Genomic DNA, 15477 nt, shown 5'->3' with positions numbered 1-15477 from the left:
GGTTGCCGCTCTCTCCCTTCTGTTCTTCCGGCCCCAGGCCCCGCCCACCGTGACGCAGCCCGCATCCACCGTTCCTCCCGTCGTGACCATCTTCGAAGGAGGGGCGGCGCTCAGCGATTTCCGCGCACGCCAGCTGCTGCCCCGCCTGCAGGCGGTGGATGCGCGCATCAATGCCATCACGGCGCGCTTCGTGCACCTGGTGCTGGCCGATGCCGAGATGGATGCCGCGACGCGCGAGCGCTTCGCCGCGCTGCTGACCTACGGCGAGCCTTTCGATGCCGGTGCTGCGCCCCAGGGCGCCACCCTGGTCGTCAGCCCACGGCTGGGTACCGTCTCGCCCTGGGCCTCCAAGGCCACCGACATCGCCCGCAACTGCGGCCTGGCGCTGCGCCGCGTGGAACGTGTCACGCAGTACCACATCGGCCTGAAGGCGCCCCTGCTGGGCCGCGCGCCGGTGCTGGACGCCACGGCCCTGGCCCAGGTGGCCGGCCTGCTGCATGACCGCATGACCGAATCGGTGCTGCCGGGCGTGGACGGTGCCGCCGCCCTGTTCGCCGAGCTGCCGCCACAGCCCATGGCCCATGTGGACGTGCTGGGCGGCGGTCGCGCCGCCCTGGTCGAGGCCAACACCACTTTCGGCCTGGCGCTGGCCGAGGACGAGATCGACTACCTGGTCGACGCCTTCGGCAAGCTCGGCCGCAACCCGACCGACGTCGAGCTGATGATGTTCGCGCAGGCCAACAGCGAGCACTGCCGCCACAAGATCTTCAATGCCGACTTCACCATCGACGGCGAGCGCCAGCCGATGAGCCTGTTCGGCATGATCCGCCACACCCACAAGACGAGTCCGCAGCACACGGTCATCGCCTATTCGGACAATGCCTCGGTCATGGAGGGCCATGCCATCGAGCGCTTCGTGGCCCGCAGCGAACTGGGCGCCGACGCGCCTGCCTACGCCAAGGAAGACGCACTGCACCATGTGCTGATGAAGGTGGAGACGCACAACCACCCGACGGCCATCTCGCCGTTCCCGGGCGCCTCCACCGGCGCGGGCGGCGAGATCCGCGACGAGGGCGCCACCGGCCGCGGCTCCAAGCCCAAGGCGGGCCTGACGGGCTTCACCGTCAGCAAGCTGTGGCCCGAGGAGGGCAGCTACGGCAAGCCCGCCCACATCGCCAGCCCGCTGCAGATCATGACCGAGGGCCCGCTGGGCGGCGCGGCCTTCAACAACGAATTCGGCCGGCCCAACCTGCTGGGCTACTTCCGCGAGTACGAGCAGACGGTCGCGAGCGACGTGGATACCGTCCAGCGCGGCTACCACAAGCCCATCATGATCGCGGGCGGCCTGGGCCAGATCGACGCCACGCAGACCCGCAAGATCCAGTTCCCCGCCGGCACGCTGCTGATCCAGCTGGGCGGCCCCGGCATGCGCATCGGCATGGGCGGCGGCGCCGCCAGCTCCATGGCGACGGGCGCCAACGCGGCCGAGCTGGACTTCGATTCGGTGCAGCGGGGCAACCCCGAGATCGAGCGCCGGGCGCAGGAGGTCATCAACCACTGCTGGCAGCAGGGCGACAAGAACCCCATCCTGGCCATCCACGACGTCGGCGCCGGTGGCCTCTCGAACGCCTTTCCCGAGCTGACCAACGACGCCGGCCGCGGCGCCCGCTTCGACCTTCGTGCCGTGCCGCTGGAAGAGTCCGGCCTGGCGCCCAAGGAAATCTGGTGCAACGAGAGCCAGGAGCGCTACGTGCTGGCCATCGCGCCGGAGTCGCTGGACCAGTTCCGTGCCTTCTGCGAGCGCGAGCGCTGCCCCTTCGCCGTGGTCGGCGTGGCTACGGAAGAGCGCGAACTCGTCGTCGGCGACGTGGTCTTGCCCCTTCCCCCCCTGGGGGAAGGCGGGGATGGGGGCAGCGTGCCCCCACCCCAGCCCTCCCCCAGCGGGGGAGGGAGCCAACCCGTCCAGATGCCCATGGACGTGCTGCTGGGCAAGCCGCCCAAGATGCACCGCGACGTGGCCCGCATCCACCGCAACTTCAAGCCGCTGGAACTCACGGGCGTGGACCTGCAGCAGGCCGCCATCCAGGTGCTGGCCCATCCCACCGTGGCCTCCAAGCGCTTCCTGGTCACCATCGGCGACCGCACGGTGGGCGGTCTGACGCACCGCGACCAGATGGTCGGCCCCTGGCAGGTGCCGGTGGCCGATTGCGCCGTCACGCTGGCCGACTTCCGTGGCTTCGCCGGCGAGGCCATGAGCATGGGCGAGCGCACGCCGCTCGCCGCCATGGACGCCGCCGCATCGGGCCGCATGGCCGTGGCCGAGGCCATCACCAACCTGCTGGCCGCGCCCATCGAACTGGCGCGCGTCAAGCTGTCCGCCAACTGGATGGCGGCCTGCGGCGAGCCGGGCGAGGATGCCGCGCTGTACGAGACGGTCAAGGCCGTGGGCCTGGAGCTGTGCCCGGCGCTGGGTGTCTCCATTCCCGTCGGCAAGGATTCGCTGTCCATGCGCACGCAGTGGGCCGAGGGCACCGACAGGAAGAAGGTCAGCTCGCCGGTGAGCCTGATCGTCAGCGCCTTCGCCAGCATCGACGACGTGCGCGGCACGCTCACGCCGCAGCTCGACGCGCAGGAGGCCGACACCACGCTGGTGCTCATCGACCTGGGCCGCGGCCAGCACCGCATGGGCGGCAGCATCCTGGCCCAAGTGCTGGGCCAGACCGGCGACCGCGTGCCCGACCTGGACGACCCGCAACTGCTGGTCAAGACGGTGGACGCCGTCAACCAGCTGCGCGCTGAAGGCAAGCTGCTCGCCCTGCATGACCGCAGCGACGGCGGCCTGTTCGCCGCCGCCTGCGAGATGGCCTTTGCCGGCCACGTGGGCGTGTCGCTCAACGTCGACCTGCTCGTCACCGAGGGCGACGGCATCAGCGACAGCCGCATGGAGACCGGCGACGCCAAGAACTGGGCGCAGCAGGTCAGCGCCCGCCGCGAGGAGCTCACGCTCAAGGCGCTGTTCAACGAAGAGCTGGGCCTGCTGCTGCAGGTGCGCACGGCCGAGCGCAACGAGGTCATGCAGACGCTGCGGGCGCACGGCCTGTCCGTCTTCAGCCACTTCGTCGGCAAGACCCGGCCTGAGAGCTCGCCCATCGACGCCGGCAAGCGCAAGGTCGAGGTCTGGCGCGACACCAAGGCCGTGTTCAGCGCCACCGTGGCCGACCTGCACCAGGTATGGGACAGCGTGAGCTGGAAGATCTGCCGCGAGCGCGACAACCCCGATTGCGCCGATGCCGAGCACGCCGCCGCCGGCGACCCGGCCGACACCGGGCTGCACCTGCATCTGCCGGAAGGCTTCGGCACTGCACCTGCCTTCGTGGGCAGTGCCCGGCCGCGCGTGGCCATCCTGCGTGAGCAGGGGGTCAATTCGCATGTGGAGATGGCCTACGCCTTCCACGAGGCCGGCTTCGAGTCGGTCGACGTGCACATGACCGACCTGCAGAGCGGCCGGGCCGATCTGGCCCGCTTCCAGGGCATCGTGGCCTGCGGCGGCTTCAGCTACGGCGACACGCTGGGCGCCGGCATCGGCTGGGCGCGCAGCATCACCTTCAACCCGCGGCTGGCGCAGCAGTTCGGCGACTTCTTCGGCCGCGCCGACACCTTCGGCCTGGGCGTGTGCAATGGCTGCCAGATGTTCGCCGAGCTGGCCGACATCATCCCGGGCGCGCAGGACTGGCCGCGCTTCACCACCAACCGCAGCGAGCGCTTCGAGGCACGCCTGTCGCAGGTGGAGGTGCTGGATTCGCCCAGCCTGTTCTTCGCCGGCATGGCCGGCGCGCGCGTTCCGATCGCCGTGGCCCATGGCGAGGGCTATGCCGACTTCCGCCACCGCGGCGACGCGGGCCGCGCCATCGCCGCCATGCGCTTCGTGGACCATGCGGGGCAGGCCACCGAACGCTATCCGCTCAATCCCAACGGCAGCCCGGGCGGCCTCACGGCGGTGACCACGGCCGACGGCCGCTTCACGGCCATGATGCCGCACCCGGAGCGCGTGTTCCGCAACGTGCAGATGAGCTGGACCTCGGGCGACCGCGCGGCGCCGAGCCCCTGGATGGAGATCTGGCGCAACGCACGCCGCTGGGTCGGCTGAGCGGCAGGGCAGGGCGCGCATACTCGCGCCCATGCAACTGCACCAGATCACCGTCGAGTACGTCGCGCCGGAAGACCGGCTGCTGCTGCACCTGAGCACGCAGACCGGGGAGCGGCTGAGCCTCTGGATCACGCGCCGCCTGCTGCTGGCGCTCTACGGCCCGTTGCACCAGGCGGTTTCGCGCGCCCATGTGGCGGCGGAATGGGGCGCGGTGCCGTTGCCCGAAGGGGCGGCGGATCTGCTGGCCGAATCCGCGCGCGCACAGGCGCTGCGCGATGCGGATTTCGCCACACCGCCCCAGGCGCCCGCCGGATCCCGCTCGCTGCTCGAAGGGGTCATCCCGGTGGTGGGCGAGGTCACGCTGTCGGTGCCCGTGGGCAGCGATGCGGCAGGCCAGTTGACCATCCGCTGGCGCACCACCGATGGCCGCGACGTGGAATTGAACGTGCCGGCTGCGGCGGCCACGGCCTTGCAGACCCTGCTGTTGCAGGGCGCGGAGCGCGGCGGGTGGGGCCTGGCGGCGCCAGATGGCGAAACGGCCCGGACGCAGGAAGCATCCGGGCCGCGATTCATGAATTGACGAGTCGGGCGCCGGGCGCCCCGAACCGTCGCCACCCGGCGGTGGCCGGCGGATTTATTCGACGCGCGCCTTGCTGCGCAGCTCTTCCTGGTACTTCTGCAGCTTCTGCTGCTGCATCTGCTGCGTCAGTTGGGCCTTCACCTCGTCCAGCTTGGGGAACTGCATCTCGCGCGTGTCGTCCAGGCGGATGATGTGCCAGCCGAATTCGGACTTGACCGGCGCCGCAGTGGTCTCGCCCTTCTTGAGCTTGACCATGGCCTGCGAGAACTCAGGCACCAGGCTGGCCGGGGTGGTCCAGTCCAGGTCGCCGCCGTTGGCGCCGGAGCCCGGGTCCTTCGAGTACTTCTTGGCCAGGTCTTCGAACTTGGCGCCCTTCTTGAGCTCGGCCAGGATCTTGTTGGCCTCGTCCTCGGTCGGCACCAGGATGTGGCGGGCGTGGTATTCCTTGCCGCTGTTGGCCGCCGCGATCTTGTCGTACTCGGCCTGGATCTCGGCGTCGGTGACCGGATTGGTCTTGCGGTAGTTGTCGAACAGCTGGCGGATCAGGATGGCCTGGCGGGCCAGCTCCATCTGCGCCTTGAACTCGTCGCTGCGGTCCAGGCCCTGTTTCTGCGCTTCCTGCATGAAGACTTCGCGCGTGATCACTTCTTCGCGCAGCTGGTCCTGCATTTCGGGCGTCACCGGCCGGCCGGCGGCGGCCAGTTGCTGGGCCAGCACCTCCATGCGTGCCTTCGGTACGGGCTTGCCGTTGACGATGGCGGCGTTCTGCGCCAGGGCAGGCAGCGAAGCCGCCAGCGCGGCAGCGGCCAGGACGTGGAGCACTTGTTTTTTCATGATCGGAAAACGGCTAGGAGGGTCGGATTGGCGCCGGAATCGGGCCGATGGAGGGGAGGGGGAAAGAGGCCTGGCGGCAGGTGCCGGTGGGACCGGCGCAGCGCTTGCTCAAAGTGTCTCGATGGCGATCGCGTGCAGGCCGCGTGAAACAAAAGGCTGGACGGCATCATACACAAGGCGATGCCGCGCCACCCGCGTGCGGCCCTCGAAAAGCGGCGATGCGATGCGCACGCGGAAGTGGGTGCCCCAGCCCGCCGGACTGGCACCGGAGTGGCCCGCGTGGGCGGCACTTTCGTCCAGCACTTCGAGATGGGTGGGCTGCAGCAGCGCGCGCAATGCGGCCTCGAGTTCCTCCACGCGCGGCAGGCCCGAAGTGACCCCGGTCATGCCGACTCCTTATCGTCCGGCTGGGCCTGCAGATGCGGCGCCACATACAGGCCCTGCGCCACCAGGAATGCGATGGGGAAGACGTAGCCCCACAGCTTGAAGTTGACCCACGCGTCGGTGCTGAAGTACAGCGCGACGTAGGCGTTGATGGCCGACATGAAGGCGCAATAGAACACCCAGGCCACGCCCAGGCGGCGCCAGATGCGATCGGGCAGCACCAGCTGGCTGCCCAGCAGCATCTTGAGCACGTTGCGGCCCATGCCCCACAGGGCCACGGCCAGCGCGAGGGCCATGGCGCCGTAGAGCACCGTCGGCTTCCATTTGATGAAGCGGTCGTCGTGCAGCGCCAGGGTGAGGCCACCGAACAGCAGGATCAGCACCAGCGTCGCCTTCTGCATGGGCTGCAGCCGGCGCTCCATGGCGTAGACGATGGCCATCTGCACCACCGTGGCGGCCATCAGCACGCCGGTGGCGACGTAGATGCCATAGAACTTGAAGGCGCCGAAGAACAGGACGATCGGCAGGAAGTCGAGCAGGGCTTTCATGCAGGGAATGGGTGGGCGCCTTCGTGGTGGCTCATTCGCCGTCTTCGGGCTTGAAGTCCAGCGAGGCCGAGTTCATGCAATAGCGCAGGCCGGTGGGCGCCGGCCCATCGGGGAAGACGTGGCCCAGGTGCGCGCCGCACTGGCTGCAGACGGTCTCGGTGCGCACCATGCCGTGCGAGCGGTCCACGTGCTCGGTGATGGCGCCGGGCACGGCCTCGGCCGAGAAGCTGGGCCAGCCGCAGCCGGCGTCGAACTTGGTGTCGGAGTCGAACAGCTTGGCGCCGCAGCAGATGCAGTGGTAGCTGCCGTCGGCCCAGTGGGCCTCATACTTGCCGGTGAAGGGCCGCTCGGTGGCGGCATGGCGGGTGACGTTGAAGGCGGCGGGCTCGGCGCCCTTTTCGGCCAGCAGGGCCTTCCACTCGGCGTCGGTCTTGCGGATGGTCGGTTCGGTCATGAGGAGCAACTGATCTCGATGGCAGATGCCCAGTCGGGCGGGAAGTCGGCATAGGCGTCCATGCCGGGATGCTCGTCAAATGGGGCCTCCAGCAGCGCAAGCAAGGTGTGGACGCCGGAGAAGTCGCCCTTCTGAGCAGCTTCGATGGCCTGCTGGCCCAGGTGGTTCCGCAGCACGAAGCGCGGATTGGCGCGCAGTGTAGCCACGGCCGCCGCCGCGTCGGCCTCGGTCGGGCGGCGCTCGAAGGCCGACAGCCAGTGTCGCCAGCTCGTGCGGTCGACGAACAGGTCGTCCAGCGGATCGGCCGGGCCGCCGGCGCGGTAGTGGGCGAAGCGGCGCCAGAAGATGGTCCAGTCGATGCGCTCGGCCGCCATCACGCGCAGCAGCGCCTCCAGCAGGGCGGCATCGCCGGCCACGGGCTGGGCGAGGCCCAGTTTGGCCAGCATGGCGGCTTCGAAGCGCAGAGGGAAGACCTCGCGGTAGGACTTGAGCGCGGCCAGCGCCAGTTCCTCCTCGCCGATCAGCGGCATCAGGGCCTGCGCCAGGCAGAAGAGGTTCCAGTAGGCGACGTTGGGCTGGGCGTTGTAGGCGTAGCGGCCCTGCGAATCGCTGTGGTTGCAGACGTGGGCCGGGTTGAAGCCATCGAGGAACTGGAAGGGCCCGTAGTCGATGGTCAGGCCCAGAATGGACATGTTGTCCGTGTTCATCACGCCATGGCAGAAGCCCACGGCCTGCCACTGCGCCATCAGTGCGGCGGTGCGCTCGCTCACGGCATTGAGCAGGCTGGCGTAGGCATTGCCGCCGAAGCGGGTGTCGCCGCGGCAATCGGGGTAGAACCGGTCGATGACGAAATCGGCCAGCTGGCGCAGTTCCTCGTGCTGCCCGCGGCCGGCGAAATGCTCGAAGTGGCCGAAGCGGATGAAGCTGGGCGCGACGCGGGTCACGACAGCGGCGGTCTCGATGCTTTCGCGGGCGACCGGCGCGGGCGAGCCGACCAGTGCCAGCGCCCGCGTGGTGGGAATGCCCAGGGCATGCATCGCCTCGCTGCACAGGAACTCGCGGATGCTGGAGCGCAGCACGGCCCGGCCGTCGCCCATCCGCGAGTAGGGCGTGCGGCCCGCGCCCTTGAGCTGGACCTCGAAGCCGCTGTCGGTCTCACCGAGCAGGATCGCACGGCCGTCGCCCAACTGCCCGGCCCAGACGCCGAATTGGTGACCGCTGTAGACCGTGGCGAGCGGATCGCTGCCTTCCAGCACGGCATTGCCGGCCAGGGCCTGCAGGGCTTCGGGCGATTCGAGCCAGTCGCGCGACCAGCCCAGCAACTGCCGCGTCGGCTCGCTGGTGGCGATCAGCGTCGGCGAGGGCAGGGGCGTGGGGCGCAGGCGGGTGAAGAAGGCCGGGCCGAGGCTCGCGAAGCCTTCGCGCCAGTGCGGTGCGGCATGGCCCTCCACGCTGGGCACGAAGGGGCTGGACGAGGGCAGGGAACTCATCGCCAGATTGTCCGTGAAGCCCTTTCGCCCGCCGGATTTACGGGGATTCCCGATGGGGTGCGCATGCTGCACTGCGCAATACTCGGCCGGCCTTGTCCATGGCCGGCGCGCCCGGCGCCAGCATTCCACGCCCGGGCTGCCGCGCAGCCATGCGACACACGATCCCCTTCGCCTTCGCCACCAAGGAGCCTCCCACATGCTGGGCCTGATGCAAGACCGCCCCCTGCTGATTTCCAACCTGCTCGAGTTCGCCGAGCGCCATCACGGCGACGGCCAGATCGTCTCGCGCCGTGTCGAGGGCGACATCCACCGCTACACCTGGGCCGACTGCGCACGCCGCGCCCGCCAGGTGGCCAACGCCGTGGAGGCCGAAGGCCTTCTGTTCTCCGACCGGGTGGCCACGCTGGCCTGGAACGGCTACCGCCACCTGGAGCTGTACTACGGCGTCTCGGGCAGCGGCCGCGTGCTGCACACCATCAACCCGCGCCTGCATCCCGACCAGATCGCCTGGATCGCCAACCATGCCGAAGATCAGGTGCTGTGCTTCGACCTCAGCTTCCTGCCGCTGGTCCAGGCCGTGCACGCGCGCTGCCCGACGGTGAAGAAGTGGGTGGCCCTGTGCGATGCCGACAGGCTGCCGCCCGACACCGGCGTGCCCGGCCTCGTCAGCTACGAAAACTGGATCGGGGGCCAGGCCGATACCTACGACTGGCCCAGCTTCGACGAGAACTCGGCCTCCAGCATGTGCTACACGAGTGGCACCACCGGCAACCCCAAGGCCGCGCTCTACAGCCACCGCTCGACCATCCTCCACGCCTACGCCGCCTGCCTGCCCGACGTGATGTGCCTGTCGGCGCGCGATTCGGTGCTGCCGGTGGTGCCCATGTTCCACGTCAATGCCTGGGGCATTCCGTACTCCGCGGCGCTGGTGGGCGCCAAGGTGGTGTTCCCCGGCCCGGCGCTGGACGGCAAGTCGGTCTACGAGCTGATCGAGGCCGAGGGTGTGACCTTCGCGGCCGGCGTGCCCACGGTCTGGCAGATGCTGCTGGGCCACATGCAGGCGCAGGGCCTCAAGTTCAGCAAGCTCAACCGCACGGTGATCGGCGGCTCTGCCTGCCCGCCGGCCATGATCAACGCCTTCCGCGAGCAGTACGGCGTGGACGTGCTGCATGCCTGGGGCATGACCGAGATGAGCCCGCTGGGAACCCTGTGCACGCTCAAGAACAAGCACCTGTCGCTGCCTGCCGAGGAGCAGTTGGCGCTGCGCATGAAACAGGGCCGTGCCATCTTCGGCGTGGACATGAAGATCGTCGGCGACGACGGCGAGGAGCTGCCCTGGGACGGCAAGACCTACGGCGACCTGCTGGTCAAGGGCCCGTGGATCGTCAAGGAGTACTTCAAGGGCGAGGGCGGCGACCCGCTGCGCGGGGGCGGCTGGTTCCCCACCGGCGACGTAGCCACCATCGACGCTGACGGCTTCATGCAGATCACCGATCGCAGCAAGGACGTGATCAAGTCCGGTGGCGAATGGATCAGCTCCATCGACATCGAGAACATCGCCGTGGCCCATCCCGCCGTGGCCATGGCGGCCTGCATCGGCGTGTTCCACCCCAAGTGGGACGAGCGGCCCATCGTCGTGGTGGCAAAGAAGGCCGGCGCCGAGGTCACGCGCGAGGAACTGCTGAAGTTCTACGAAGGCAAGACGGCCAAGTGGCAGATCCCCGACGACGTGGTGTTCGTCGACGCGATCCCGCTGGGCGCCACCGGCAAGATCCTCAAGACGCGCATCCGCGAGCTGCTCAAGGACTACAAGCTGCCCGGGCTCTGAGCCATTCACGGCGGGCTGTCGCCTGCGCGATAGGGAAGGCCGCATCCGCGGCCTTTTTTTCGGGTGTTCCCTGAGCGCCGGCGGCGGCCCGGTGGCTACGCTGCGCGGACCCAACACCCGGAGACAACACCGATGAATGTCCGCTTGAAGCACCTTGCCGCCGCCGCGCTGGCCGTGATGGCCACCAGCGCCTTCGCCCAGAAGGGCGAGACCGTGAAGATCGCCTGGATGGACCCGCTCTCGGGTCTCATGGCTGCGGTCGGCACCAATCAGCTCAAGACCTACCAGCTGTTGGCCGAACACTTCAACAAGACCAATGCCTCGGGCGTCAAGTTCGAGATCATCGGCATCGACAACAAGCTGAGCCCGCAGGAGACCACGGCCGCGCTGCGCTCGGCCATGGACCAGGGCGCACGCTACGTGACCCAGGGCAACGGCTCCGGTCCGGCGCTGGCCATCATCGATGCGCTCGAAAAGCACAACGCCCGCAATCCCGGCAAGGAGGTTGTGTACTTCAACTACGCGGCGGTGGACCCGGACCTCACCAACGGCAAGTGCAGCTACTGGCACTTCCGCCTGGACGCCGACACCTCCATGAAGATGGAGGCGCTGACCACCTACATGAAGGACCAGCCGGAGATCAAGAAGGTCTACCTCATCGGCCAGAACTACTCGCACGGCCAGCAGGTGAGCAAGTTCGCCAAGGAGAACCTGGCGCGCAAGCGGCCCGACATCCAGATCGTGGGCGACGACCTGCATCCGCTGGCGCAGGTGCGCGACTTCGCCCCGTACATCGCCAAGATCAAGCAGTCGGGCGCCGACACGGTGATCACCGGCAACTGGGGCTCCGACCTGGCGCTGCTCATCAAGGCCGCCAACGACGCCGGCCTGCTGGACACGGTGAAGTTCTACACCTACTACGCCTTCGGCTCGGGCGCGCCCACGGCCATGGGCGCCTCGGCCGCCGGCAAGGTGTACGTGGTGGGCTACGGCCACTACAACATGGGCCCGCCGATCCAGCCGCTGATGGCCGACTTCAAGAAGCGCATGAACGACGACATGACGCAGAACTCGATCTATCACACCTTCGCGCTGCTGGATGCGGCCTTTGTGAAGACGAAGTCGACCGACCCCGTCAAGGTGGCCGCGGCACTGGAGGGCATGAAGATCAAGAGCTTCAACGGCGAAGTCGAGATGCGCAAGGCCGACCACCAGCTGCAGCAGGGCCTGTACATCACGCGCTGGGAGAAGGCCGGCGGCAAGTATCCGTACGACGCGGAGAACACCGGCTACACCTTCGCGCCGGTCAAGTACTACGAACCCTACGTGGCCAGCACGCCCACCAGCTGCCAGATGAAGCGGCCCTGACGCGCATGCACCAGTCGTGTGCTACCCGAGGGTAGAAATGGTGCGGCGGCGGCTGTCGCCCGGGTGATAGAAAAGGCTTTCTCCAGAGGGGAATCGCGGGGCTTTCCCCTAGCGAGCGCGCAGTGAAGCACTGTACGCTCGTGCAAGTTCCGGCACCCGGGACACCACACAGGAGACATGCCTTGAAGACCTCTTTCAACCTGACTGCCGCCGCCTGCATCCTGGCTTTCGGCGCCCCCGCTTTCGCCCAGCAGGGCGAGACCGTCAAGATCGCGTGGCTCGACCCGCTGTCGGGCCTGATGGCGGCGGTGGGCACCAACCAGCTCAAGACCTTCCAGTTCCTGGCCGAGGAGTTCAACAAGAAGAATGCGGCCGGCGTCAAGTTCGAGATCATCGGCATCGACAACAAGCTGAGCCCGCAGGAGACCACCGCCGCGCTGCGCTCGGCCATGGACCAGGGCGCGCGTTATGTCGTGCAGGGCAACGGCTCCGGCCCGGCCCTGGCCATCATGGACGCGCTCGAGAAGCACAACGCGCGCAACCCGGGCAAGGAGGTGGTCTACATCAACTACGCGGCGGTGGACCCGGACCTCACCAACAGCAAGTGCAGCTACTGGCACTTCCGCCTGGACGCTGACACCTCCATGAAGATGGAGGCGCTGACCACCTACATGAAGGATCAGCCGGACATCAAGAAGGTCTACCTGATCAACCAGAACTATTCGCACGGCCAGCAGGTCAGCAAGTTCGCCAAGGAGAACCTGGCCCGCAAGCGGCCCGACGTGCAGATCGTGGGCGACGACCTGCATCCGCTGGCGCAGGTGCGCGACTTCGCGCCGTACATCGCCAAGATCAAGCAGTCGGGCGCCGACACGGTGATCACCGGCAACTGGGGCTCCGACCTGGCGCTGCTGATCAAGGCGGGCAACGACGCCGGCCTCAACGTCAAGTACTACACCTACTACGCCGTCACCAGCGGCACGCCCACGGCCATGGGCGCAGCGTCGGATGGCAAGGTCTACCAGGTCGGCTACAGCCACTACAACGCCGACGGTCCCATCAAGCCGCTGACCGAGGCCTACAAGAAGAAGTTCAACGACGACATGTACACGACCGTGATCTACACGGCCTTCTCCATGTTGAACGAGGCCTTCGTCAAGACCAAGTCCACCGACCCGGTGAAGGTGGCGGCCGCCATGGAAGGCATGAAGTTCAAGAGCTTCAATGGCGACGTCGAGATGCGCAAGGCCGACCACCAGCTGCAGCAGGGCCTGTGGATCACCCGCTGGGAGAAGGCCAGCGCCAAGTACCCCTACAGCCCCGAGAACACGGGCTACACGCTGGCGCCGGTCAAGTACTACGAGCCCTACGTGGCCAGCACGCCGACCAGCTGCCAGATGAAGCGGCCGTCCTGATACCGTCGGGTAGCACGGGCCGCGCCGGCATGTTGCGCGCCGGCCCGGATGCGGCCCCTCCGCTGCCAGCCGGCGCGCCGCGCCGGCCATGCTCACCGCGCCCGCCGGAGACCGACTCCGGTCCCGGGGCCGGTTGTTTTCCTGAGGCTCGACGACAGTGGAATTCTTTCTCATCTCTCTTCTGAACGGCGTGAGCTACGGGCTGCTGCTCTTCATGCTCAGCTCCGGCCTGACCCTCATCTTCAGCATGATGGGGGTGCTCAACTTCGCGCACACCAGCTTCTACATGCTGGGTGCCTACTTCGCGTACACGCTCTCGGGCGTGCTCGGCTTCTGGCCTGCGCTGTTCATCGCGCCGCTGCTGGTGGGGGTGCTGGGCGCGGCCTTCGAGCGCTACAGCCTGCGCCGGGTCCACAAGTTCGGCCATGTGCCCGAACTGCTGGTCACCTTCGGCCTGTCCTATCTCATCCTCGAAGTGGTGCAACTGGTGTGGGGCCGCTCGACAGTGCCCTACGGCCTGCCCGAGGCGCTGCAGGGGCCGCTCTTCACGCTGTACGGCACGCAGTTCCCCAAGTCGCGCTCCTTCATCATGCTGGTGGCGCTGCTGATGCTCCTGGCCGTGTGGCTGCTGCTCACCCGCACCCGCATCGGGCTGGTGATCCAGGCGGCGCTCAAGCATCCGGAGATGGTCGAGGCACTGGGCCACAACGTGCCGCGCGTCTTCATGCTGGTGTTTGGCGGCGGCGCCGCGCTGGCCGGCCTGGCCGGCGTGATCGGCGGCAATACCTACGTCACCGAGCCGGCCATGGCCGCCTCGGTGGGGTCGATCATCTTCGTGGTGGTGGTCGTGGGCGGCATGGGTTCGCTGGCCGGTGCCTTCCTGGCCTCGCTGCTGATCGGTGTGGTGCAGACCTTCGCCGTGGCGCTGGACCAGTCCATGGCCTCCGGCCTGCGTGCCCTGGGCATGGCGGTGACCGAGCAGACCTTCGGCTATCCCTTGCTCAAGCTCACGATCTCGCAGGTGGCGCCCATCCTGCCTTACCTCTTCCTCGTGCTGATCCTGATCTTCCGGCCCAAGGGCCTGCTTGGAACCCGTGAGGACTGATCGATGAGTGCCCTTCCCATGACTTCGCCGACGACCTACTACCGCTTCAAGCCGCTGAACCTCGGCCGCATCCTCGTGTGGGGCCTGTTCGCGCTGGTGCTGATCGTGGCGCCGCTGGTGTTCACCAGCAGCCTGGCGCTGACGATGCTCTCGCAGATCGGCTACCTGATCATCATCTGCCTGTCGTACAACATCCTGCTGGGGCAGGGCGGCATGCTGAGCTTCGGCCATGCCGTCTACACTGGCCTGGGCTCCTTCGCCGCAGTGCATGCGATGAACATGGCCTCCAAGGGCCAGATCCCGATGCCGCTGGTGCTGATCCCGGTGGTGGCCGGCGTGGCGGGCGCCTTCTTCGCGGCCCTCTTCGGCTTCGTCACCACCAAGAAGTCGGGCACCACCTTCGCCATGATCACCCTGGGCATCGGTGAACTGGTGGCGGCCATGTCGCTGATGTTCCCGGGCTTCTTCGGCGGCGAGGGCGGCATCACCACCGACCGCGTCTACGGCAAGTTCCTGATGTGGAACTTCGGGCCGCAGATCCAGGTGTACTACCTGATCGCCGTCTACTGCTTCATCTGCACGGCGCTGATGTTCGCCTTCACCGGCACGCCGCTGGGCCGAATGCTGAACGCGGTGCGCGACAACCCGGAGCGCGTCGAGTTCGTGGGCTACAACACGCAGCGCGTGCGCTATCTCTCGTTCATCATCGCGGGCTTCTTCGCCGGCATCGGTGGCGGGCTGGCTGCCATCAACTTCGAGATCGTCAACGCGTCGGACAGCCTTTCCACGATCCGTTCGGGCGGCTACCTGCTGTTCACCTTCCTCGGCGGCGCGACCTTCTTCTTCGGTCCCATCATCGGCGCCGTGCTGCTGGTGTTCGCATCGATCCTGCTGTCGGAGCTGAGCAAGGCCTGGCTGCTCTATCTGGGGCTGGTTTTCCTGTTCATGGTGATGTTCGCGCCCGGCGGCGTGGCCAGCCTGATCATGATGAACGTGCGGGTGGCGCGCTTCGGCAAGCTGGGTCGCTTCACCTGGCTCTATGTCGGCCTGGCGGCCACGGGCGCGCTGATGGCGGCGGGCTTCGCGGGCATCGTCGAGATGCTCTACCACATGCAGCTCAATGCGGCGCTCGGGCCGACGGTGAGCTTCTTTGGCATCGCCCTGGACACGTCCTCGGCCACGCACTGGACGCTGGTCGCCGCCGTCGCGCTGGTGGGTCTGGCACTGTTCGACCAGGTCCGCCGCCGCTTCGCCCGCCGCTGGGGCCAGGCGCAGGAGGAGATCGAGGCGCAGATCAAGCGTCAGGAGACGGCCGCATGAAGGG

12 protein-coding genes are annotated in these 15477 nt (G+C 67.8%); 7 read left to right on the top strand and 5 right to left on the bottom strand.

The features are described 5' to 3' along the window. Positions 1-49 precede the first annotated feature (49 nt). Both purL and ACT54X_RS01955 read left to right on the top strand, forming a co-directional pair. The gene (gene purL, locus ACT54X_RS01960) at positions 50-4147 is read left to right on the top strand and encodes a phosphoribosylformylglycinamidine synthase (RefSeq protein WP_476344697.1); all 4098 of its coding nucleotides are present in this window, start codon (positions 50-52) and stop codon (positions 4145-4147) included. 31 nt (positions 4148-4178) lie between these two features. After that, a complete protein-coding gene (locus ACT54X_RS01955) occupies positions 4179-4727 on the top strand; it encodes a hypothetical protein (RefSeq protein ID WP_354321458.1) in 549 nt (182 codons plus the stop codon). A gap of 54 nt (positions 4728-4781) precedes the next feature. Here ACT54X_RS01955 and ACT54X_RS01950 read toward each other — a convergent pair whose 3' ends face one another. The 5 genes from ACT54X_RS01950 to ACT54X_RS01930 form a co-directional block, all read right to left on the bottom strand. Next, positions 4782-5561 carry a foldase protein PrsA gene (locus ACT54X_RS01950; protein WP_043114965.1) on the bottom strand — a complete coding sequence of 260 codons (780 nt, stop codon included), beginning with the start codon at positions 5559-5561 and terminating at the stop codon, positions 4782-4784. 108 nt (positions 5562-5669) lie between these two features. Beyond that, positions 5670-5948 (bottom strand): BolA family protein, encoded by a 279-nt coding sequence (locus tag ACT54X_RS01945; protein ID WP_476344695.1) that lies wholly within the window; start codon positions 5946-5948, stop codon positions 5670-5672. Continuing rightward, positions 5945-6493 (bottom strand): septation protein A, encoded by a 549-nt coding sequence (locus tag ACT54X_RS01940; RefSeq protein ID WP_234192178.1) that lies wholly within the window; start codon positions 6491-6493, stop codon positions 5945-5947. The genes ACT54X_RS01945 and ACT54X_RS01940 overlap by 4 nt, the downstream gene beginning before the upstream one ends. A gap of 31 nt (positions 6494-6524) precedes the next feature. Continuing rightward, on the bottom strand, positions 6525-6947 hold the full coding sequence (gene msrB, locus ACT54X_RS01935) for a peptide-methionine (R)-S-oxide reductase MsrB (RefSeq protein ID WP_294374138.1): 423 nt from the start codon (positions 6945-6947) through the stop codon (positions 6525-6527). Beyond that, on the bottom strand, positions 6944-8437 hold the full coding sequence (locus ACT54X_RS01930) for a protein adenylyltransferase SelO (RefSeq protein ID WP_294374136.1): 1494 nt from the start codon (positions 8435-8437) through the stop codon (positions 6944-6946). Before ACT54X_RS01930 ends, msrB begins: the two co-directional genes overlap by 4 nt. 196 nt (positions 8438-8633) lie before the next feature. Here ACT54X_RS01930 and ACT54X_RS01925 point away from each other — a divergent pair, with 196 nt between their 5' ends. The 5 genes from ACT54X_RS01925 (at position 8634) to ACT54X_RS01905 (ending at position 15473) form a co-directional block, all read left to right on the top strand. Then, positions 8634-10265, top strand: a complete 1632-nt coding sequence (locus ACT54X_RS01925; RefSeq protein WP_294374134.1) for a 3-(methylthio)propionyl-CoA ligase — start codon at positions 8634-8636, stop codon at positions 10263-10265. Between the two features lie 132 nt (positions 10266-10397). Further along, a complete protein-coding gene (locus ACT54X_RS01920) occupies positions 10398-11633 on the top strand; it encodes a branched-chain amino acid ABC transporter substrate-binding protein (RefSeq protein ID WP_294374131.1) in 1236 nt (411 codons plus the stop codon). A 182-nt stretch (positions 11634-11815) separates the two neighbouring features. Continuing rightward, complete coding sequence (locus ACT54X_RS01915) at positions 11816-13048, top strand: branched-chain amino acid ABC transporter substrate-binding protein (protein ID WP_294374127.1); 1233 nt, start codon at positions 11816-11818, stop codon at positions 13046-13048. Positions 13049-13205: 157 nt separating this feature from the next. After that, a complete protein-coding gene (locus ACT54X_RS01910) occupies positions 13206-14153 on the top strand; it encodes a branched-chain amino acid ABC transporter permease (RefSeq protein WP_294374125.1) in 948 nt (315 codons plus the stop codon). A gap of 3 nt (positions 14154-14156) precedes the next feature. Continuing rightward, entirely contained in the window at positions 14157-15473 is a 1317-nt protein-coding gene (locus tag ACT54X_RS01905) for a branched-chain amino acid ABC transporter permease (protein ID WP_294374123.1), read from the top strand. The last annotated feature ends 4 nt before the right edge of the window (positions 15474-15477 follow it).

Source organism: Pseudacidovorax sp. DMC4, assembly GCF_056314265.1.
The sequence above is the reverse complement of the archived record's forward strand: the minus strand, read 5'-3'. Positions and strand labels throughout refer to the sequence as shown.